At 72.6% G+C, this 18,070-nt stretch carries 12 protein-coding genes and 1 other RNA gene; 9 read left to right on the top strand and 4 right to left on the bottom strand.

Translation table 11 applies throughout. The features are described 5' to 3' along the window. Positions 1 to 188: 188 nt before the first annotated feature. Entirely contained in the window at positions 189 to 4,652 is a 4,464-nt protein-coding gene (locus V8690_RS16175) for an FHA domain-containing protein (RefSeq protein WP_338785370.1), read from the bottom strand. A gap of 362 nt (positions 4,653 to 5,014) precedes the next feature. Between V8690_RS16175 and V8690_RS16170 the strand changes: the two genes are divergently transcribed. The 4 genes from V8690_RS16170 (at position 5,015) to V8690_RS16155 (ending at position 10,464) form a co-directional block, all read left to right on the top strand. After that, the gene (locus tag V8690_RS16170) at positions 5,015 to 6,697 is read left to right on the top strand and encodes a serine/threonine-protein kinase (protein WP_338779528.1); all 1,683 of its coding nucleotides are present in this window, start codon (positions 5,015 to 5,017) and stop codon (positions 6,695 to 6,697) included. 122 nt (positions 6,698 to 6,819) lie between these two features. Continuing rightward, positions 6,820 to 8,067, top strand: a complete 1,248-nt coding sequence (locus tag V8690_RS16165) for a serine/threonine-protein kinase (protein WP_338779525.1) — start codon at positions 6,820 to 6,822, stop codon at positions 8,065 to 8,067. Positions 8,068 to 8,454: 387 nt separating this feature from the next. Beyond that, positions 8,455 to 9,561, top strand: coding sequence for a peptide chain release factor 2 (gene prfB, locus V8690_RS16160; protein WP_338779523.1), 1,107 nt, complete (start codon positions 8,455 to 8,457; stop codon positions 9,559 to 9,561). 291 nt (positions 9,562 to 9,852) lie between these two features. Beyond that, the gene (locus tag V8690_RS16155; protein ID WP_338779521.1) at positions 9,853 to 10,464 is read left to right on the top strand and encodes a hypothetical protein; all 612 of its coding nucleotides are present in this window, start codon (positions 9,853 to 9,855) and stop codon (positions 10,462 to 10,464) included. Positions 10,465 to 10,579: 115 nt separating this feature from the next. On the opposite strand, the gene V8690_RS16150 is transcribed toward V8690_RS16155, so the two are convergent. Beyond that, positions 10,580 to 10,771, bottom strand: a complete 192-nt coding sequence (locus tag V8690_RS16150; RefSeq protein WP_338779518.1) for a hypothetical protein — start codon at positions 10,769 to 10,771, stop codon at positions 10,580 to 10,582. Between the two features lie 302 nt (positions 10,772 to 11,073). On the opposite strand from V8690_RS16150, the gene ftsE reads away from it, so the two are divergent. The 5 genes from ftsE (at position 11,074) to ssrA (ending at position 15,073) form a co-directional block, all read left to right on the top strand. Then, a complete protein-coding gene (gene ftsE, locus V8690_RS16145) occupies positions 11,074 to 11,763 on the top strand; it encodes a cell division ATP-binding protein FtsE (RefSeq protein ID WP_003990615.1) in 690 nt (229 codons plus the stop codon). 40 nt (positions 11,764 to 11,803) lie between these two features. Then, the gene (gene ftsX, locus V8690_RS16140) at positions 11,804 to 12,721 is read left to right on the top strand and encodes a permease-like cell division protein FtsX (protein ID WP_338779510.1); all 918 of its coding nucleotides are present in this window, start codon (positions 11,804 to 11,806) and stop codon (positions 12,719 to 12,721) included. Between the two features lie 68 nt (positions 12,722 to 12,789). Then, positions 12,790 to 13,959 (top strand): S41 family peptidase, encoded by a 1,170-nt coding sequence (locus V8690_RS16135; protein ID WP_338779509.1) that lies wholly within the window; start codon positions 12,790 to 12,792, stop codon positions 13,957 to 13,959. Between the two features lie 46 nt (positions 13,960 to 14,005). Continuing rightward, entirely contained in the window at positions 14,006 to 14,485 is a 480-nt protein-coding gene (smpB, locus tag V8690_RS16130) for an SsrA-binding protein SmpB (protein WP_338779507.1), read from the top strand. A 182-nt stretch (positions 14,486 to 14,667) separates the two neighbouring features. Continuing rightward, positions 14,668 to 15,073: a transfer-messenger RNA gene (gene ssrA / locus V8690_RS16125) on the top strand. Between the two features lie 52 nt (positions 15,074 to 15,125). On the opposite strand, the gene V8690_RS16120 is transcribed toward ssrA, so the two are convergent. Both V8690_RS16120 and V8690_RS16115 read right to left on the bottom strand, forming a co-directional pair. Beyond that, complete coding sequence (locus V8690_RS16120; protein WP_338779505.1) at positions 15,126 to 15,761, bottom strand: fibronectin type III-like domain-contianing protein; 636 nt, start codon at positions 15,759 to 15,761, stop codon at positions 15,126 to 15,128. Beyond that, complete coding sequence (locus V8690_RS16115; RefSeq protein WP_338779504.1) at positions 15,713 to 18,040, bottom strand: glycoside hydrolase family 3 C-terminal domain-containing protein; 2,328 nt, start codon at positions 18,038 to 18,040, stop codon at positions 15,713 to 15,715. Before V8690_RS16115 ends, V8690_RS16120 begins: the two co-directional genes overlap by 49 nt. Positions 18,041 to 18,070: the final 30 nt, after the last annotated feature.

Below are 18,070 nucleotides of genomic sequence, written 5' to 3'. Positions count from 1 at the left end.
ACTGCCCCGTTCTTCGTTCCATCGTCGAACGTCGAGCGCGCTCCCGTGCGATCTGGTCTACGCCCGGGTGTGCGGGGGCGGCAAGATGGCGTCGGCTGTCAAGCGAGGGATCGTGACCCCCTCGTGACCAGGGACTCGTCCCTGATCAACGGACGGGGTCGGCATCCAGCCAGTGCCATGGACGAGTGCTACAGAAGTGACGGCACCCGCGCCGCCGCGACCTCCCGCGCCGCCCTTTCCAGCGCGCTGGCCAACAGTGCCAGGTCGGTCGGGCCGTTTCCGAGTTCCCGCACCGGACGGCGGGCCGGAGGGTCACCCATGCGGTGCCATTCCAGGGGCACGACCGTGGGGCGCAGCGTCGCCGTCCGGGGGATGCGGCCGGTGACCCGACCGCCCTGGAACGGCGTGATCCGCCCGTCCGCACAGACGAGGCGGCCACGGCCCGGAGCGGGCTCGTCGGGGCCCGGTGCCGGGGCGTCGAGGGTGACGCGGAGAGTGGCCCGGCGCGCCGGTTCCGTCTCCGCCGTACGGGCGCACGGACCGGTGGCCGCCACCAGGTGGACCCCCAGCCGCTCGCCCTCCCGGGCCACGGCCTCCAGCGCGCGCATCACCGACCCGGCCGCGGGCCGTCCGGTCGAGCCGAGGGCGGGGGAGACCAACGCGTCCAGGTCGTCCACGACCACGACGAGCCGGGGCAGCGGCGGCGCCGCCTCCGTCCGCCGCCGGCCCGCTCCGGGCCGCAGCCGCATCGTCGAACTGGGCGGGGAGTCGAGATCCCCGGCACCGGCGGCGGTCCCGGCACCGGCCTCGGCCCGGGCGCCGCCCCGAACCGTCGCCGTGCGCTGGGCGACCATACGGCCCGACAGCTCGCGCCCGGTGTGCCACTCGGTGAAGTCGGACCGCCCCAGCAGCTCGGCGCGCCGCTTCAGTTCGGCGCTCAGGGACTGCGCGAACTCGCGCATCCGGACGGGGTCGTGGGCCGTGAGGTACGTGGTGACATGCGGGACGTCCGTACACACGCGCAGTCCCTCGCCGGTCCCGCCGCCCGCGCCGGGGCCGCCCCGGCCGTCGACCAGCACGATGCCCAGCCGGTCCGGCCGCTCGGCGGCGGCCAGGGACGCGGCGACCGCCCGCAGCAGCTCCGTACGTCCGCTGCCCGGCGGGCCCTCGATCAGCAGATGCGGTCCCTGGGCCGCGAGGTCCGCGCAGACCGGGCCGCGCGGCCCGGCGCCCAGCACCGCGCGCACCCGCCCGCCCAGCGCCTCGGTGTCGTCGGCCGCGTCCGCCCAGCGCGCCATCAGCGACGCCGGGGTGGCCCGGGCCAGGCCCAGCTCGTCCAGCAACCGGGCAGCCTGGGGCAGGGGCGCGGAGACGCGCGGCTGCCGCTCGCTCGTCGCGCCGTCCGTACGCAGCGGCGCCAGCGCCCGCGCGAACCGCTCGGCCCACGCGGCGGAGACGGCGTCGACGGTGGCGATGGTGCCGTGGCCCACGGGCCCGACCGGTCCCGAGGCGCCGTCGACCCGGGCCACGCGCATCAGCCGCAGGGCCGTCGCCACGTCCCCGCTGAGCAGCGCGACCGCACCGCACTGCCGGAACGTGGGCGCCACCGAGCAGGCCGCCTCGTAGGTCTCCGTAACGGGCGAGGCGGGGGAGGCGGCCGCGGTCTCGGCCAGGCAGACGACGTGGATCCCGGCCCGGGGGCCTTCCAGCGCCAGCCGTGCCACGGCCTCGCGCAGATCGGCCCCGCCGGGGTCGCCGTCCACGACGAGGACGGTGTAGGGGCCGGGGAAGCCGGTGGCCGGGGCGGGGGCGGGGGTGTCGTCCCGGGCCCAGGAGGGGCGGCGGGTCACGGGAGCGGCGGTGCCGGGCACGGGGTTGTCGGCGTCGGGGCGTGGCGCGCTGCCGCTCGGGCCGTCGGTCACCTGGGCTCTGGAGAACCGCACGTTGTCCAGCAGCCCGGCGGCCCCTGCGGTGTTTCCTCCCGCGTCCGCCAGCTGGTCCTCCAGGCGACGGAGCAACTCGTCCGTGCGGGCGGCGGCCTGTTCCCGGTCGTAGGCGAGCAGCAGGCGGCAGTCCTGCCCGTGCCCCGGGCGGACATGCGGCAGCCAGCCCAGCCAGCCCCACTCGGCGGTGCGCTCCTCCAGCGGGCGGGAGCGGTCCGCCGCGATCAGGACTATTTCCAGGGTGTCGGGGGAGTGCAGCGCGGTGAGCTGCGCCAGCACGGCACGGGCCAGCCCGGCGAGCCGCGCCCGCGGCCCGGCCAGTCCCAGTGCGCCGACCTCGCGCAGCCCGGAGGTCACCGGCACCGCGGGCAGCAGGCCCGAGCCGTCCGGCGCCGCCCGGTCGGCGGTGCCGAGGCGCACCGCGAGGGCCTCCGGGTGGCCCGGGCCGCGCTCCCACAGCCGGGGCCCCGGCCCCAGCGCCGTCAGCAGCAGCGTGGCAGGATCCGGCCACGTTTCCGGCACCGCCGGACCGACGGCCGTGCGCTCCGCCGCGACTTCGGCCGGCTCGTCTTCGTGCGTCCCGCGCGCGGCCGCCCCCTGCTCGCCACGCCCTCCGGTCAACCGCCGCGCCCACGCCCCGAGCCCGCCGCGCCTGCGCGTCCCCGGCGGAACGTCGGTGCCGCGGAGGGGGGTGCCCTTGCGCCCACGGCCGGACCGCTCGTCTGCGGAGCTCGCCGGGGCCAGGCCGTCGTCGTCGCCGGGACGGCCGCCCCCGGCGGGAGCCGTCGGACGGGGGGCCGCCTGGCCTCCGGTCCCGGCCTGAGGGCCTACGCCGTCCGCCGCTCCCGCGCCGTGGCCGGAAACCCCCGCACCCCTGTCACCGAACGCCCCGGCCCCGGAGCGCCCCGCGTGCGTGTCCCCGGTGCCGATCCCGGTACCGCGCTGCCGGTGAGTGCTGGTGACGCCGTCGGGGGAGGCCACCGCCGACGAGCCCTCGGCGGCTCCGCGCTGCCGGGGAGCCCGGACCGCGCCCTCCGGCGAAGCCGTACGGGCACCTTCCCGGGAGGCCGAGCGCGCCGCGTGTCCGCCGGGGCCGACGGGCCCCGGGTCCCCCTGGCCCCGGGCGTGGCCCGGCCCGTGTTCACCGACAGCATCCCGGCTTTCGCCCTGCGCGGCCCCCGGCCCACCCCCGGCGGCATCCCGATGTCCGCCCCGTGTGGCTCCTGGCTCATCCCCGGCGGCATCCCGATTTCTGCTCTGCGTGGCCCCCGGCCCACCCCCAGCGGCCGGCCGCGAAGCCTCCGTGGCCGCTCTGGCACCCCTGCTCTCGACCCGCGGCGCTCCGCCCTGCCCCGGCACCACCGCCGAGTCGCCGGAGCCGCGCCCCGCGGTGCCCGGCGCATCCCAGGCCGCCGAGCCGTAAGCGTGATGAGTTGGCCCGGCGGAGTCGGCAGAGTCGGCAGGGCCGGAAGCACCGGCGGGACCCGCAGGGCCGGAGGCACCGGCACGCCCGAGAGACCCGGGAGGACCGGAGGCCCCGGAAGCTCCGGTAGGACCGGAGGAACCGGCAGACCCGGCAGGTCCCGCAGGGCCGGAATCACCGGCACGCCCGGCAGACCCGGCTGGACCGGCACCGGCAGGCCCAATCCACCCGGCAGGCCCGGAATCACCGGTACGCCCGGAAGTACCGCCAGGCCCGGAATCACCGGTACGCCCGGAAGCATCGCCAGGCCCGGAGGCACCGGTACGCCCGAAGGACCCGGCAGGGTCGGAAGCACCGGCACGCCCGCCAGACCCCGAAGCACCGGCAGGCCCGGCAGGTCCGGCAGACTCGGCAGGTCCGGCAGACTCGGCCGGTCCCGCAGGACTGGCAGGCCCCCCAGGATCGGAAGCACCAGCGGGCCGGGAAAAACCCACAGCTCCGGCAGTACCGGCAGAAGCCGCGGTACCGGCAGAGCCCACAGCACCGGCAGCCCCCCCAGCCCCGGCACCACCGAGAGCCCCAGTGACCGTCCCCGACGCGCGCATATCCGCGCCCGAGCCGCCGGCGGGCCCCGGCACGCGCACGTGCCCCTCCCCGTCCGGCGTCGTGTCCACCCGGGCCCCGGGCCCCCCGGCGGGAGCCAGCCGCAGAGCCGATTCGCCGATCCGGAGCAGCGCCCCCGGCGCGAAACGGACCGCCCGGTCGCCCACGCGCGCGCCGTCCAGCGTCGTGCCGTTCGTGGAGTCGAGGTCGGCGACCGAGACGCGGCCGTCGGGGCACACCGTCACCGCGCAGTGCAGCCGGGAGACGTCCGGGTCGTCGAGCGGCACATCGGCGTCGGCGGAGCGGCCGATGCGGATCTCGCCGCCGTGCAGCAGGTGGACACCGCCGGCGTCGGGCCCGGCGACCACCTGGAGCTGGGCCGGGGCGTCGTCCAGCTCGGGATGCGGCTCCGGCTCGCCCGGCGCGCCCACGGACAGCACGGCACCGTCGGTCAGCGGGGGCTCGCCGAGCGTGCAGCGCTGGGCGTCGAGCCGCTGCTCCCCGGCGTACAGCACCGGGGAGCCCGAGCCGTCACCGCCGAGGACCACCTGGGCGAGCCCCGAGGCCACCACCGCGAGCGCCGTCCCGGCGGGCGCAGTGACCAGCACGTCGCAGCGCGCGGCGCGGTCCCGAGCCGGAGCCGCCAGGCCCAGCGGGTCTACGACGGTCAGCCGGATCTGCATCGCCGTCAGCGGTCCCTTCTGCCCGGGCGCGGAGTCCCCCACTCCGCCCCAGCACGTCGGCCAGTACTGCACGCATCCTCGCACCTGCCACTGACAGCGCGCCCCTCGCTCCGGAACAAGTGATCTTGATTGGTCGGCTCTGCCCGCAAAAGTGCCTGAGAGATGACCCGCTCGCGATCACTTGAGATCGGTCACGCTCGTTCTCGGCAACCCCGAGACCGAGGAAAGCGTCTTTCCTTCGAACGTGTGTGAGAACGGATACGTAAGACCCACAGAATGACGACACCCCGGTCCCCGGCGGCACGGCACTACAGTGGGTCGGACAGGCCAGCAGGCAAGGCAAGCACCAGGGAGCGCATGACGTGCGGCCGGTAGGCAGCAAGTACCTGCTCGAGGAGCCGCTCGGACGCGGCGCCACGGGCACCGTCTGGCGAGCCCGCCAGCGCGAGACCGCGGGCGCCGAGGCGGCCGTGCCGGGACAGCCCGGCGAGACCGTCGCGATCAAGGTCCTCAAGGAGGAGCTGGCCAGCGACGCGGACGTCGTGATGCGGTTCCTCCGGGAGCGCTCCGTCCTGCTCCGGCTCACCCACCCGAACATCGTCCGGGTCCGTGACCTGGTGGTCGAGGGCGATCTGCTGGCGCTGGTCATGGACCTCGTCGAGGGCCCCGACCTGCACCGCTACCTGCGCGAGAACGGGCCCTTCACGCCCGTGGCCGCGGCCCTGCTCACCGCCCAGGTCGCCGACGCGCTCGCCGCCAGCCACGCCGACGGCGTCGTCCACCGCGACCTCAAGCCGGCGAACGTCCTGCTCCAGCAGCGCGACGGGCAGATGCACCCGCTGCTGACCGACTTCGGCATCGCCCGCCTGGCCGACTCCCCGGGCCTGACCCGCACCCAGGAGTTCGTCGGCACGCCCGCGTACGTCGCGCCCGAGTCCGCCGAGGGCCGCCCGCAGACCTCCGCCGTCGACATCTACGGCGCCGGCATCCTGCTGTACGAGCTGGTCACCGGCCGCCCGCCGTTCTCCGGCGGCTCCGCCCTGGAGGTGCTGCACCAGCACCTGAGCGCCGAGCCGCGCCGCCCCTCCACGGTCCCCGATCCGCTGTGGACGGTCATCGAGCGCTGTCTGCGCAAGAACCCGGACGAGCGGCCCAGCGCCGAGAACCTCGCCCGTGGCCTGCGCGTCGTCGCCGAGGGCATCGGTGTGCACGCGAACTCCGCGCAGATCGCCGCCGCCGAGGGCGTCGGCGTGCTCCTGGTGCCCGACCCGGCGCCCGCGCCCGTGCCGGACACGCCCGGCGCGGCCGACCCCACCCAGGTCCTCCCGCAGGGCGCGGGTGCGTACGACCCGAACGCCGCGACCAGCGTCATGCCGCACACCGGCGGCCCGGCCGGCGCCGCCGACCCCACCGCCGTCCTGCCGGGCCGGGGCGCGGCCGACCCGACGGCCGTGATGCCGCCGGTCCCGCCGGGCTCGCCCGGCCACCCCGGGCAGCAGGGCCAGCAGGGCGGACCCGAGGACCCGCACCCCTGGCAGAACCAGCTGCGGGCGGCCCGCGACCGCAACGAACAGACGCAGGTCCAGTACCTCGACCCCAACCAGGACCCGCTGCGCCGCCGCCCCCAGCGGCAGGTCGCCCGGCCGCAGCAGCCCCCGCGGCGTCAGGCACCCCCGCCCGGGCCCGGCTACGGCCATCCGCAGCAGCAGCCCCAGCAGTACGCCCCGCAGCCGCAGCGGCCCCAGCCGCCGCAGCGCTACGCCCCGCCCGCGCCGCCGCCCCAGCCCCAGCAGCCGCAGCGGCCCCCGCGCGAGCCCCGGCAGCGCAGCGCGAACCGGATGCGGATCCCCGGGCTCGGCTGCCTGAAGGGGTGTCTCTTCTCGATCGTCATCCTGTTCGTCGCCGGCTGGCTGATCTGGGAACTGAGCCCGCTCCAGGAGTGGATCGGCACGGGCAAGGGCTACTGGAGCCAGCTCACCGACTGGTTCAACACCGTGACCGGCTGGTTCGAGAAGCTGGGCGGGAGCGGTTCCGGCACGAACTGACCGGAACCGCCCTGCGGGGTTGGTGATTTGTCGACACCTGGCGGGTGATTTCTGCCTCCGCAGTGAAGGTTGGCTCCCCGGACGCGTAGTTTTAACGACAACACGCGTCGGTAGGAGCAGCCTTGGCACGGAAGATCGGCAGCCGGTACACCGCCCACCAGATCCTGGGGCGGGGCAGCGCCGGCACGGTGTGGCTGGGTGAGGGCCCCGAGGGCCCCGTCGCCATCAAGCTGCTGCGCGAGGACCTCGCGTCCGACCAGGAACTCGTCGGGCGGTTCGTACAAGAGCGGACGGCGCTGCTCGGCCTGGAGCACCCGCACGTGGTGTCGGTGCGCGACCTGGTCGTGGACGGCAACGACCTGGCGCTGGTCATGGACCTCGTCCGGGGCACCGACCTGCGGACCCGGCTGGAGCGGGACCGGCGCCTCGCGCCCGAGGCCGCCGTCGCGATCTCGGCCGACATCGCCGACGGGCTGGCGGCCGCGCACGCCGCGGGCGTCGTGCACCGGGACGTGAAGCCGGAAAACGTGCTCCTGGACATGCAGGGCCCCCTGGGACCGGGCGGCTCCCACCGCGCGCTGCTGACCGACTTCGGTGTGGCCAAACTCATCGACACCCCGCGCCGCACCAAGGCCACGAAGATCATCGGCACGCCGGACTACCTCGCCCCGGAGATCGTCGAGGGCCTGCCGCCCCGCGCCTCCGTCGACATCTACGCGCTCGCCACGGTCCTCTACGAGCTGCTCGCGGGCTTCACCCCGTTCGGCGGCGGCCACCCGGGCGCGGTCCTGCGCCGGCACGTCACGGAGACGGTCGTCCCGCTGCCCGGCATCCCGGACGAGCTGTGGCAGCTGCTCGTGCAGTGCCTGGCCAAGGCGCCGGCCTCGCGGCTGCGGGCCTCGGAGCTCGGCGCCCGGCTGCGGGAGCTGCTGCCGATGCTGGCGGGCATGCCGCCGCTGGAGGTGGACGAGCCGGACACGGAGTCCGCCGAGGAGACGGACCGGGAGGAGCAGCCCGCCGGACCGGCACCGGCCGGGGAGCGGGTCCGGCGGCGGGGCGCGGTCCCCCTGGTGCCGGGCGCGAAACCGGCCGACTCCAACCGGGACACCCACACCTCGATGCGCGTACCGGCACCCGACGAGTTGGCCGGGGGCGCCCACGGCACAGCCAGGGCCCCGCGCGCGTCGGGCACGCCCCGGCCGGGCTCCGCCCGCAACCGCGCCATCGCCCGGCGCCGCCGCGTGGCCCTGGGCGCGGCCGCGGTCGCCCTGGCGGCGGCCGTCGGCGTCGGGGCCTGGCTGTCCACATCGAGCGACGACGCGAACACCCCTCCCCAGGACACGAAGAACTCGGCCCCACAGTCCCCCTGAGCCCTGAGCCCTGAGCCCTGAGCCCTGAGCCTTGTGCCGGGGCCTGGCCGTCGGCGAGGGGTGAAGGGCGCGGGGTGCCGGGGCGCGGCGAATGCGGCTCGCGGTGGTCTGTCCCGGGGGACGGGAGAAGCGTGGCGGCGCCGACGGCCGGAGCAGGGGTCTGGCTGTCGGCGAGGCGCGGCGAATTCGGCTCGCGGTCTCCTGGCCTGTCCCGGGGGACGGGCGAAGGGCGGCGGCAGCGGTCCGGGGCGGGGCCCGGCCGACGGCGGTGGGTGAGTGACGCCGGGCGTGGCAGGGCACGGAAAGGTTCGGCGTCCCTCGTCGCCCTGGCCCGTCGGCTCCGGCGGCCCGGCGCTGGCCGGTGGACGGAGCCGTTACGCTGGAGGCGTGGCAGTCGTCGATGTATCCGAAGAGCTCAAGTCCCTCTCCTCGACCATGGAGTCGATCGAGGCCGTTCTGGACCTCGACAGGCTGAGGGCAGACATCGCCGTGCTCGAGGAGCAGGCGGCCGCGCCGTCCCTGTGGGACAACCCCGAAGAGGCGCAGAAGATCACCAGCAAGCTGTCCCACCTCCAGGCCGAGGTGCGCAAGGCCGAGGCCCTGCGCGGTCGTATCGACGACCTCGCCGTTCTCTTCGAGATGGCCGAGGAGGAGGACGACCCGGACACCCGTGCCGAGGCCGAGTCCGAGCTCACGGCCGTGAAGAAGGCGCTGGACGAGATGGAGGTCCGCACCCTCCTCTCCGGCGAGTACGACGCCCGTGAGGCCCTGGTGAACATCCGCGCCGAGGCCGGCGGCGTCGACGCCGCCGACTTCGCCGAGAAGCTCCAGCGCATGTACCTGCGATGGGCCGAGCAGCGCGGCTTCAAGACCGAGATCTACGAGACGTCGTACGCGGAGGAGGCCGGCATCAAGTCGACCACCTTCGCCGTCCAGGCGCCCTACGCGTACGGCACGCTCTCCGTCGAGCAGGGCACGCACCGGCTGGTGCGCATCTCGCCCTTCGACAACCAGGGCCGGCGCCAGACCTCCTTCGCGGGCGTGGAGATCCTGCCCGTGGTCGAGCGGTCCGACCACGTCGACATCGACGAGAGCGAGCTGCGGGTCGACGTCTACCGGTCCTCGGGCCCCGGTGGCCAGGGCGTGAACACCACCGACTCCGCGGTGCGCATCACCCACATCCCCACCGGCATCGTCGTCTCCTGCCAGAACGAGCGCTCCCAGATCCAGAACCGGGCGACGGCCATGAACGTGCTCCAGGCCAAGCTCCTGGAGCGGCGCCGCCAGGAGGAGCAGGCCAAGATGGACGCCCTCAAGGGCGACGGCGGCAACTCCTGGGGCAACCAGATGCGTTCGTACGTGCTGCACCCGTACCAGATGGTCAAGGACCTGCGCACCGACTTCGAGGTCGGCAACCCCGAGGCCGTTTTCAACGGCGAGATCGACGGATTCCTCGAAGCCGGAATTCGCTGGCGCAAGCAGCAGGAGAAGTAAGTTTGTCGACAAGGTAACTGTCGGCGTCAGAGCGGCAGTTGCCTTTTCTGTGCCCTGCATGTCTGGGTTTTACATCACACTCACAGAGTCAGACTCCCGGCATTGCCCCCGTACTTGGACATGGCGTCCGCAAACGCCCTTGACGTGTCTTTGAAAAATGGGAAGGGTAAAGCGCGGCATGCGTGTCTCTGGGGCGCATGTGAACCGGGGGGCTCTTCACCGCAGCTACCCCCGTCGAGCACAGCTCCAAACGCTGCCTAATGACGATGAGCTACTGGGGGTAGCAACCACATGACGAAGAAGACGCGGATCCGTGTCGCGCGGATAGCGGCCGGCGCCGTGATCGCCGCCGGTGCCTCGCTGACCGCCGCCGGTGCCGCATCCGCCGCGGAGACCGAGGACTGCCTGCTCGGCATCCTGTGCGCCGAGGAGTCGCCGGTCCCGACCCCGACCCCGCCGGCGACCACCCCGCCGGTTCCGACCGCCCCGCCGACCGTCCTCCCGACGGACCCGCCGTCGACCGCGGAGCCCACCGACGAGCCGACCGAGCCCACGGGCGAGCCCACCGAGCCGACCGAGGACCCGACGGCCCAGCCGACCGACCCGGGCAACGGGAACGGCGGCGGTAACGGCAACGCCAACGGTGGCGGCAACGGCGGCGGCAACATCGCCGACCCCGACGGCGGCACCGTCCCGCAGGAGGAGGGTTCCTCGTCCCTCACCGACACCGGCTCGGACGCCACCCCGGCGGCGCCGCAGGCCCAGGGCAACGGCCAGGAGCTCGCCGAGACGGGTGCGGCGCAGACCACCTTCCTGGTGATCGGCGCCGCCACGATGATCGCCGGCGGTGTCGGCTTCCGCGTCCTGCCGCGCCTCATGGGCGGCCGCGGGACTGCCGCCTGACGGTAGCCGCGTCCCTACGGACGGTAGGCACAGCGCAACGCCGAGGGCCCGGAGCGAACGCTCCGGGCCCTCGGCCGTGTCTTTCGGGTCTCTCGGACCGCTGCTGAGTACTCCGCTAGGCGGTCTGGTGCGCCAGGAGCGCCACCGCGGCGATCAGCACGGTCAGCAGTGCGATCAGCGTCACAGGGTTCAGACTCGAGAGGAAGTTCTCCTGCTGCATCCGCTCGCGGTTCGCACGGCACACGGGGCACCGGCCCTCGCTCACGGGCGCTGCGCAGTTCGCGCACACCAGCCGGTCGTACGTCATGCGCTCGCCCTCCTTGCGCCGGTTCCTTGTGTGTAACGCTCGCGGCGGCGCGAACGTTCCCCCTCCACTGTGCCAGGTTCCTCCGGAGGGTGCGCGGCTCGCACCCGAGGGGGTGGTTGCCATTGTCGCGCGGCCGGGGGCCGTAGGCGGCTGGGCGCGCAGTTCCCCGCGCCCCTTGAGGGTGTGGTACTCACCGGCAGAAAAAGGCACAAGTGCTACACAAGCGCCACCGGTGACTGCGGTGCCCTGCCCGGTTCGCGTATGGTCACGCTCATCTACCCCCGGCTACCCGTGGTGCATCCGTGATCCGATTCGACAACGTCTCCAAGGTCTACCCCAAGCAGACCCGCCCCGCCCTCCGGGATGTATCCCTGGAGGTCGAGAAGGGCGAGTTCGTCTTCCTCGTGGGGTCCTCCGGCTCCGGAAAGTCCACCTTCCTGCGGCTGATCCTCCGCGAGGAGCGGTGCAGTCACGGGCAGGTGCACGTTCTGGGCAAGGACCTCGCGCGCCTCTCCAACTGGAAGGTGCCGCAGATGCGGCGCCAGCTGGGGACGGTCTTCCAGGACTTCCGCCTGCTGCCGAACAAGACGGTCGGCGAGAACGTCGCCTTCGCGCAGGAGGTCATCGGCAAGTCGCGCGGCGAGATCCGCAAGTCCGTGCCGCAGGTGCTCGACCTCGTCGGGCTCGGCGGCAAGGAGGACCGGATGCCCGGCGAGCTGTCCGGTGGTGAACAGCAGCGCGTCGCCATCGCGCGGGCCTTCGTCAACCGGCCCAAGCTGCTCATCGCCGACGAGCCCACCGGCAACCTCGACCCGCAGACCTCCGTCGGCATCATGAAGCTGCTCGACCGCATCAACCGGACGGGCACGACCGTGGTGATGGCCACGCACGACCAGAACATCGTGGACCAGATGCGCAAGCGCGTCATCGAACTGGAGAAGGGCCGCCTCGTCCGCGACCAGGCCCGCGGTGTCTACGGCTACCAGCACTGAGACCGCACCCGAGAGTCACGGAAAGGCATAACCCTTCGCCATGCGCGCCCAGTTCGTCCTGTCGGAGATCGGCGTCGGTCTCCGCCGCAATCTGACGATGACCTTCGCCGTCGTCGTCTCCGTCGCCCTGTCGCTCGCCCTGTTCGGCGGGTCGCTCCTGATGAGCGACCAGGTCAACACCATGAAGGGCTACTGGTACGACAAGGTCAACGTCTCGATCTTCCTCTGCAACAAGAGCGACGCCGAGTCCGACCCCAACTGCGCCAAGGGCGCGGTGACGGACGACCAGAAGAAGCAGATCAAGGCCGACCTCGACAAGATGGGCGTCGTCCAGTCGGTCACGTACGAGTCGCAGGACCAGGCGTACAAGCACTACAAGGAACAGTTCGGCGACTCCCCGCTGGCCAGCTCCCTCACGCCGGACCAGATGCAGGAGTCGTACCGCATCAAGCTGAAGGACCCGCAGAAGTACCAGGTCATCGCCACCGCCTTCAACGGCCGGGACGGCGTGCAGTCCGTTCAGGACCAGAAGGGCATCCTGGACAACCTCTTCAAGCTGCTGAACGGCATGAACTGGGCCGCGCGCGCGGTGATGGCGCTGATGCTGGTCGTCGCGCTGATGCTGATCGTCAACACCGTGCGCGTCTCGGCGTTCAGCCGCCGGCGCGAGACCGGCATCATGCGCCTGGTCGGCGCCTCGGGCTTCTACATCCAGGCGCCGTTCATCATGGAGGCCGCGGTCGCCGGGCTCATCGGCGGCACACTCGCGTGCGCCTTCCTGCTGATCGCCCGGTACTTCCTCATCGACCACGGACTGGCCCTGGCCGACCAGCTCACACTGATCAACTTCATCGGCTGGGACGCCGTCCTGACGAAGTTGCCGCTCATCCTCGCCACGAGTCTGCTGATGCCCGCGTTGGCCGCGTTCTTCGCGCTGCGCAAGTACTTGAAGGTGTGACGCATACCAAGAGGGGCCGTGCGGTCAACAAGCCGTACGGCCCTTTCCCTTGTCCTAGACTCACCGGCATGTCAGGTCGTGACCCGTTCTGCCAGCCCCGTCGCATCCGCCGCGGGGCCGCCCTGACATTGATGTTCGCGAGCGTGCTCGTCGCCGGCGCGGCCACGGGATCCCTCCCGCAGGCCGAGCGGAAGTCCGCGCCGGACGAGGCCCGTTCGGCCACCCCGGCCGGGCACCACGCGGACGTCGCCAGGGCGGCCGAGGAGGCCATGGCCGACGGCAAGTCCCCGATGGAGGCCGCGAAGCGCGCTGTCAGCCGTAGCGGGGACCGGTGGGGCGCCGTCTACTCCCAGGGCGAGTACGAGGAGTTCGAGGAATCCCTCGACGGCGAGTACACCGGCGTCGGCCTCTGGGCGCGCAGCGAACGCGACGGCCGTATCGAGGTGACGAAGGTGCGCGCCGGCTCGCCCGCTGCCGCCGCCGGGATCCGCCCCGGCGACCTGCTGCGCAGCGTCGACGGCCGGAAGACCGACGGACGGCCGGTCACCGAGGTGGTCTCCTTACTGCGCGGGGACGCCACGGACGCCCCCGCCGGCACCACCGTCCGCCTCGGCCTGGAGCGCGGCACGCGCGCGTGGACCGAGACCCTGCGCCGGGCCCAGCTCTCCAGGGACTCGGTCGCCGTGCGAGAAGTCGCCGGCTCGGTCACCGTCATCCGGGTCGACAGCTTCACCAAGGGCTCCGGCGACCAGGTCCGCCAGGCCGTCCGGCAGGCCCCGCCCGGCGGCGGGATCGTCCTCGACCTGCGCGGCAACTCCGGCGGCCTGGTCACCGAGGCCGTCACCGCCGCCTCCGCCTTCCTGGATGGCGGCCTGGTCGCCACGTACGACGTCGACGGCGAGCAGCGCGCCCTGCACGCCGAGCCCGGCGGCGACACGACGAGACCCCTGGTCGCGCTCGTCGACGGCGGGACGATGAGCGCGGCCGAACTTCTCACCGGCGCCGTTCAGGATCGCGGACGGGCGCTCGTCGTGGGGTCCCGGACCTTCGGCAAGGGCTCGGTCCAGATGCCGAGCCGGCTGCCCGACGGCTCCGTCGCGGAGCTGACCGTCGGGCACTACCGCACCCCCTCCGGCCGCGCGGTCGACGGCCGGGGCATCACGCCCGACCTGGAGGCCGACGAAGGGGCCCTCCAGCGGGCCGAGACCGTACTGCGCGGTCTGGCCGGTCCCTCGTAATCGACTTCCCGCGGGACCCCTGGGTAGTGCGAAAATGGGCGGCACTATGGCTAAGGAAAAAGGGCGCAAGCTGATCGCGCAGAACAAGAAGGCGCGGCACGACTACCTCATCATCGACACCTACGAGGCCGGTCTGGTCCTCACCGGCACCGAGGTGAAGTCGCTGCGCCAGGGACGGGCGTCGCTGGTCGACGGCTTCGTGCAGATGGACGGGCACGAGGCGTGGCTCTACAACGTGCACGTGCCGGAGTACACCCAGGGCACGTGGACCAACCACAGCGCCCGCCGCAAGCGGAAGCTGCTGCTGCACCGCGAGGAGATCGACAAGCTGGAGTCGAAGTCACAGGAGACGGGTCACACCATCGTGCCCCTCGCCCTGTACTTCAAGGACGGCCGCGCCAAGGTCGAGATCGCGTTGGCGAAGGGCAAGAAGGAGTACGACAAGCGCCAGACGCTCCGCGAGAAGCAGGACCGGCGCGAGGCCGAGCGGGTGATCTCGGCGGTGCGGCGGAAGCAGCGGGCGTGACCTGTGTCACATGCCGGGGTCGGCAGCGCTCCGGCACAGGAAGGCGTTGAACCCGGTGCGTCGGCGGGGTGGCCGCCGGGAATACGGTGGCATCGTCGGAGGTTGATCCCGTACGATGGCATCTGCATCGTCCAGTCGGTGCGAGCCCCTCGTAGCGGGGGCGACGATTGAAAAATCAACATGGGGATGATCGGTTTCGACAGCGGCTGTCGAAGCAGGGGAAGCGTGTCGAGGAAGCGGCCATGATCTCGTAAACCACAGGCCGAAAAAAATAATCGCCAATTCCAAGCGATCCATCTCCCAGGGCGAGCTCGCCCTCGCTGCCTGATCTTCAGGTAGCGAGCAGCGGCTCCCCTACTTAAAGGGAGTGTCAGCCCGGGGGTGTTCCCGACCCGGATCCTGGCATCATTTAGGGAACTAAACCTCTAGACCCGGTCACGGGGTCTGGAGGGAAATCACACAGTGACTGGGCCCGTCGGAGACTTGTCGGCGTGATCTCCGGGGCCGAGAAAAGCACAGCCGACTGCACACGGAGAAGCCCTGTTTCCACACCGTTGGACGCGGGTTCGATTCCCGCCATCTCCACAATCTCCATGTGACGAGGGCCCGGTGGTTTCACCCGCCGGGCCCTCGTCGTGTGTCAGCGCAGGGTGAAGGCCGACAGGCGCAGACCGCCGCTCAGGACCAGGTACACGTCCGTGCGGCCCCTCGCCGCCGCCGACAGGCCGGCCGTCACCGTCCCGTATTCGTACGGCGACGAGGTTCCGGCGAAGCGTGCCGTCCCGGCGAGCGGGCCGTCCGGTGCGCCGAGGCGTACCTCGACCGTGCCGGGCGCCCCGGCGACGCGCGCGCTGAACGCGGACGCGCCTCGGCCCAGGCCGGCGTCCGCGAACTTCAGCCACGCGCCGTCGGCGGACGCGGCCACCGCCGTGCCGCGTACCTTCGACTCGTCGACCAGACGGACGGCGTCGTAGTCGTCGAAGTTCTCGGCACGGGTGCTCCTCGACAGGTCCCGGGGCGGGATCGTCTCGCCGCGTACCGGCCAGGCGGTGCGGGTGCGGATGTCGGCCGAGGACGCGCCCACCAGCACGTCGTACGTGGCCGTCTCCACGACCCACTTCGAACGGGTCACGTCCCAGTGGGCGAGGTCCTTCTCCCTCACCTTCAGACGGACCGTCTTCGTCTCGCCCGGCTGGAGCGCCACCCGCTGGAACGCCTTCAGCTGCTTCAGCGGCTGCTTGTCGCGCGACTGCCGTTGCCGCACGTACAGCTGCACCACCTCGTCGCCGGCCGGGTGCCGGTGTTGGTGACCGGCACCTCGTATCCGTCGCCCACGCGTTTCAGGGCGCCGTAGCGGAACGTCGTGTACGACAGGCCGTGGCCGAAGGGGTACAGCGGGCGGCCCCGGAAGTACTGGTAGGTGCGGTCGGACTTGATGATGTCGTAGTCGAGGATCGACGGGAGGTCGGACTCGGAGCGGTACCAGGTCTGGGTGAGGCGGCCGGCGGGGTTCACGTCGCCGAACAGGACGTCGGCGAGCGCGTTGCCCGTCTCCTGGCCCGCGTGGGACGTCCACAGCACGGCCGGGACCTCCTTCTGGAGGGCGCCGAGCGTGGTGGGGTAGCTGTTCTCGACCACCACGACCGTGTTCGGGTTCGCCTTGCGCACCGCCTTGACCAGCGCCTCCTGCGTCGGTGCCAGGCCCATGTCCTCACGGTCGTCGGTCTCCCGGCCGTTGATCGCGGGCATCGAGCCGACCACCACCACGGCCGTGTCCTTGCCCCGCACCGCCGCCACGGCTTCCTCGACGCCGCTGCGGACGATCTCCTTGGCGTAGTGGGCGGCCCGCTCCTTCGCCACCAGGCCGAGGGTGCCGTCCGCGCCGGTCGGGCCGAGGTAGACCGGGTTGGACCACCAGGGCTCCCGGGTCTCGTACCCGGCGTAGCGGAGGGTGTACGTGCCGTCCGTCTGCCGCTCCGGCACGAACTGCTGCTGGACGAACCAGCCGTTCGGCTGGGTCTGGTCGTTGACGAAGTGCGACCAGTTGTAACCGACGTACTTGCCGTTGGCGGCCGAGCGGAGGGTGACGATGCCCGCGCCCCAGTCGAAGATGTCGAACTGGGTGCTGGCACCTGAGGCCGAGCTCTCCTTCAGCGGCTCGCCGTCGGCGTCCGTGCCCGCCGTGACGTACTTGCCGGTCGCCGTGTTGCGGAAGGCGATCCGGTCCACGCCCTCGCTGCTCGCGACCGGGGTGCCGAGCTTCGCCTCGATGCCCTCGGCGGGCGTGACGGCGTACGGGAGCGTGCCCGAGTACCAGTCGGTGTAGAGAGTGTCGGCGAGGGGGCCGACGACCGCCGCCTTCGCGGACTTCCGCAGTGGCAGGGCGCCGCCCGCGTTCTTCAGCAGCACCGCGCCCTCGGCCGCCGCCGTGCGGGCCAGCTTCCGATGGGCCGGGCTGTTGACGACCGACTTCCCGATGGAGCCGTATCTGCCGCCGCCCGGGTCGAACTCGCCGAGGCGGACGCGGACGGAGAGGATGTGGGAGACCGCCGTGTCGATGTCCGATTCCTTCAGCAGGCCTTGCCGCAAAGCCGAGTTGACGGCGCCGATCGTCGGTCCCGGGTCGTCGTTGTTGTCCGTGAAGCTGTCGATGCCGGCCTTCAGGGCGGCCGCGTCGCCCTCGGCGAGGGTGGGGTAGTACCTCTGGTCGCCGGGGATGTTGCCCGGCGCGAAGGCGTCGGTGACGTTCAGCAGGTCCCGGTCGGTCCAGGTCCGTACGACGTCGTTCAGGTCCGCACCGACCGTTGCCGGGCGGCCGTTGACCAGGTTGTAGGAGGTCATCACGCCTGTGGCCGCGTCCGCCTCGATGGCCGGTTTGAACGCCGCCTCCTCGTACTCGTGCTTCACGCGCGGGCGCAGGTCGGAGGAGGTGGTGGTGCGGTTCACCTCGTTGTTGTTGGCGAGGTAGTGCTTGAGGGTGGGAGCCGTCTTGAGGTGGTCCGGGTCGCCGCCGGTCAGGCCCTCGCCGTAGGCCGTGGCCAGCGCGCCGGTCAGCTTCGGGTCCTCGCTGTAGCCCTCCTCGTTGCGGCCCCAGCGCGGGTCGCGCAGCACGTTCGCCACGGGGGCCCACACGTTCAGGCCCCAGCCGGCCGGGCGTTCCTGCTGGAAGCCGCGCACCTCGTCGCCGACGGCCGAGCCGACCCGCTCCATCAGCTTGGGGTCCCAGGTGGAGGCCAGGCCGATGGCCTGCGGGAAGACGGTGGCCTCGCCGAGCCAGGCCACGCCGTGCAGGGCCTCCTGCCCGGTGCGGAAGGACCGGATGCCGAGGCGGGGGATGGCGGGCTGGTACTGGTGGAGGAGGGAGACCTTCTCGTCGAGGGTGAGGCGGCCGAGCAGGTCGTCGACCCGCCGGTCGACGGAGAGTTTCGGGTTACGGAAGGGGAGGGTGTCCTCCGCCTGTGCGGGGACGGTGGCGCCGAGGCCCGCTACGAGCGCCAACGCCAGGACCAGGGTCGTTCTCGTTCTCGTTCTCCGGCTTCTTCGCATGCCCTGCATGCCACGGCTCCTTCGGGTAGGGCCTTACCA

Source organism: Streptomyces sp. DG1A-41 (assembly GCF_037055355.1).
Classification (GTDB): Bacteria; Actinomycetota; Actinomycetes; order Streptomycetales; family Streptomycetaceae; genus Streptomyces.
Note: the sequence above shows the minus strand (reverse complement) of the source record. Positions and strands in the feature narration are given on the sequence as shown.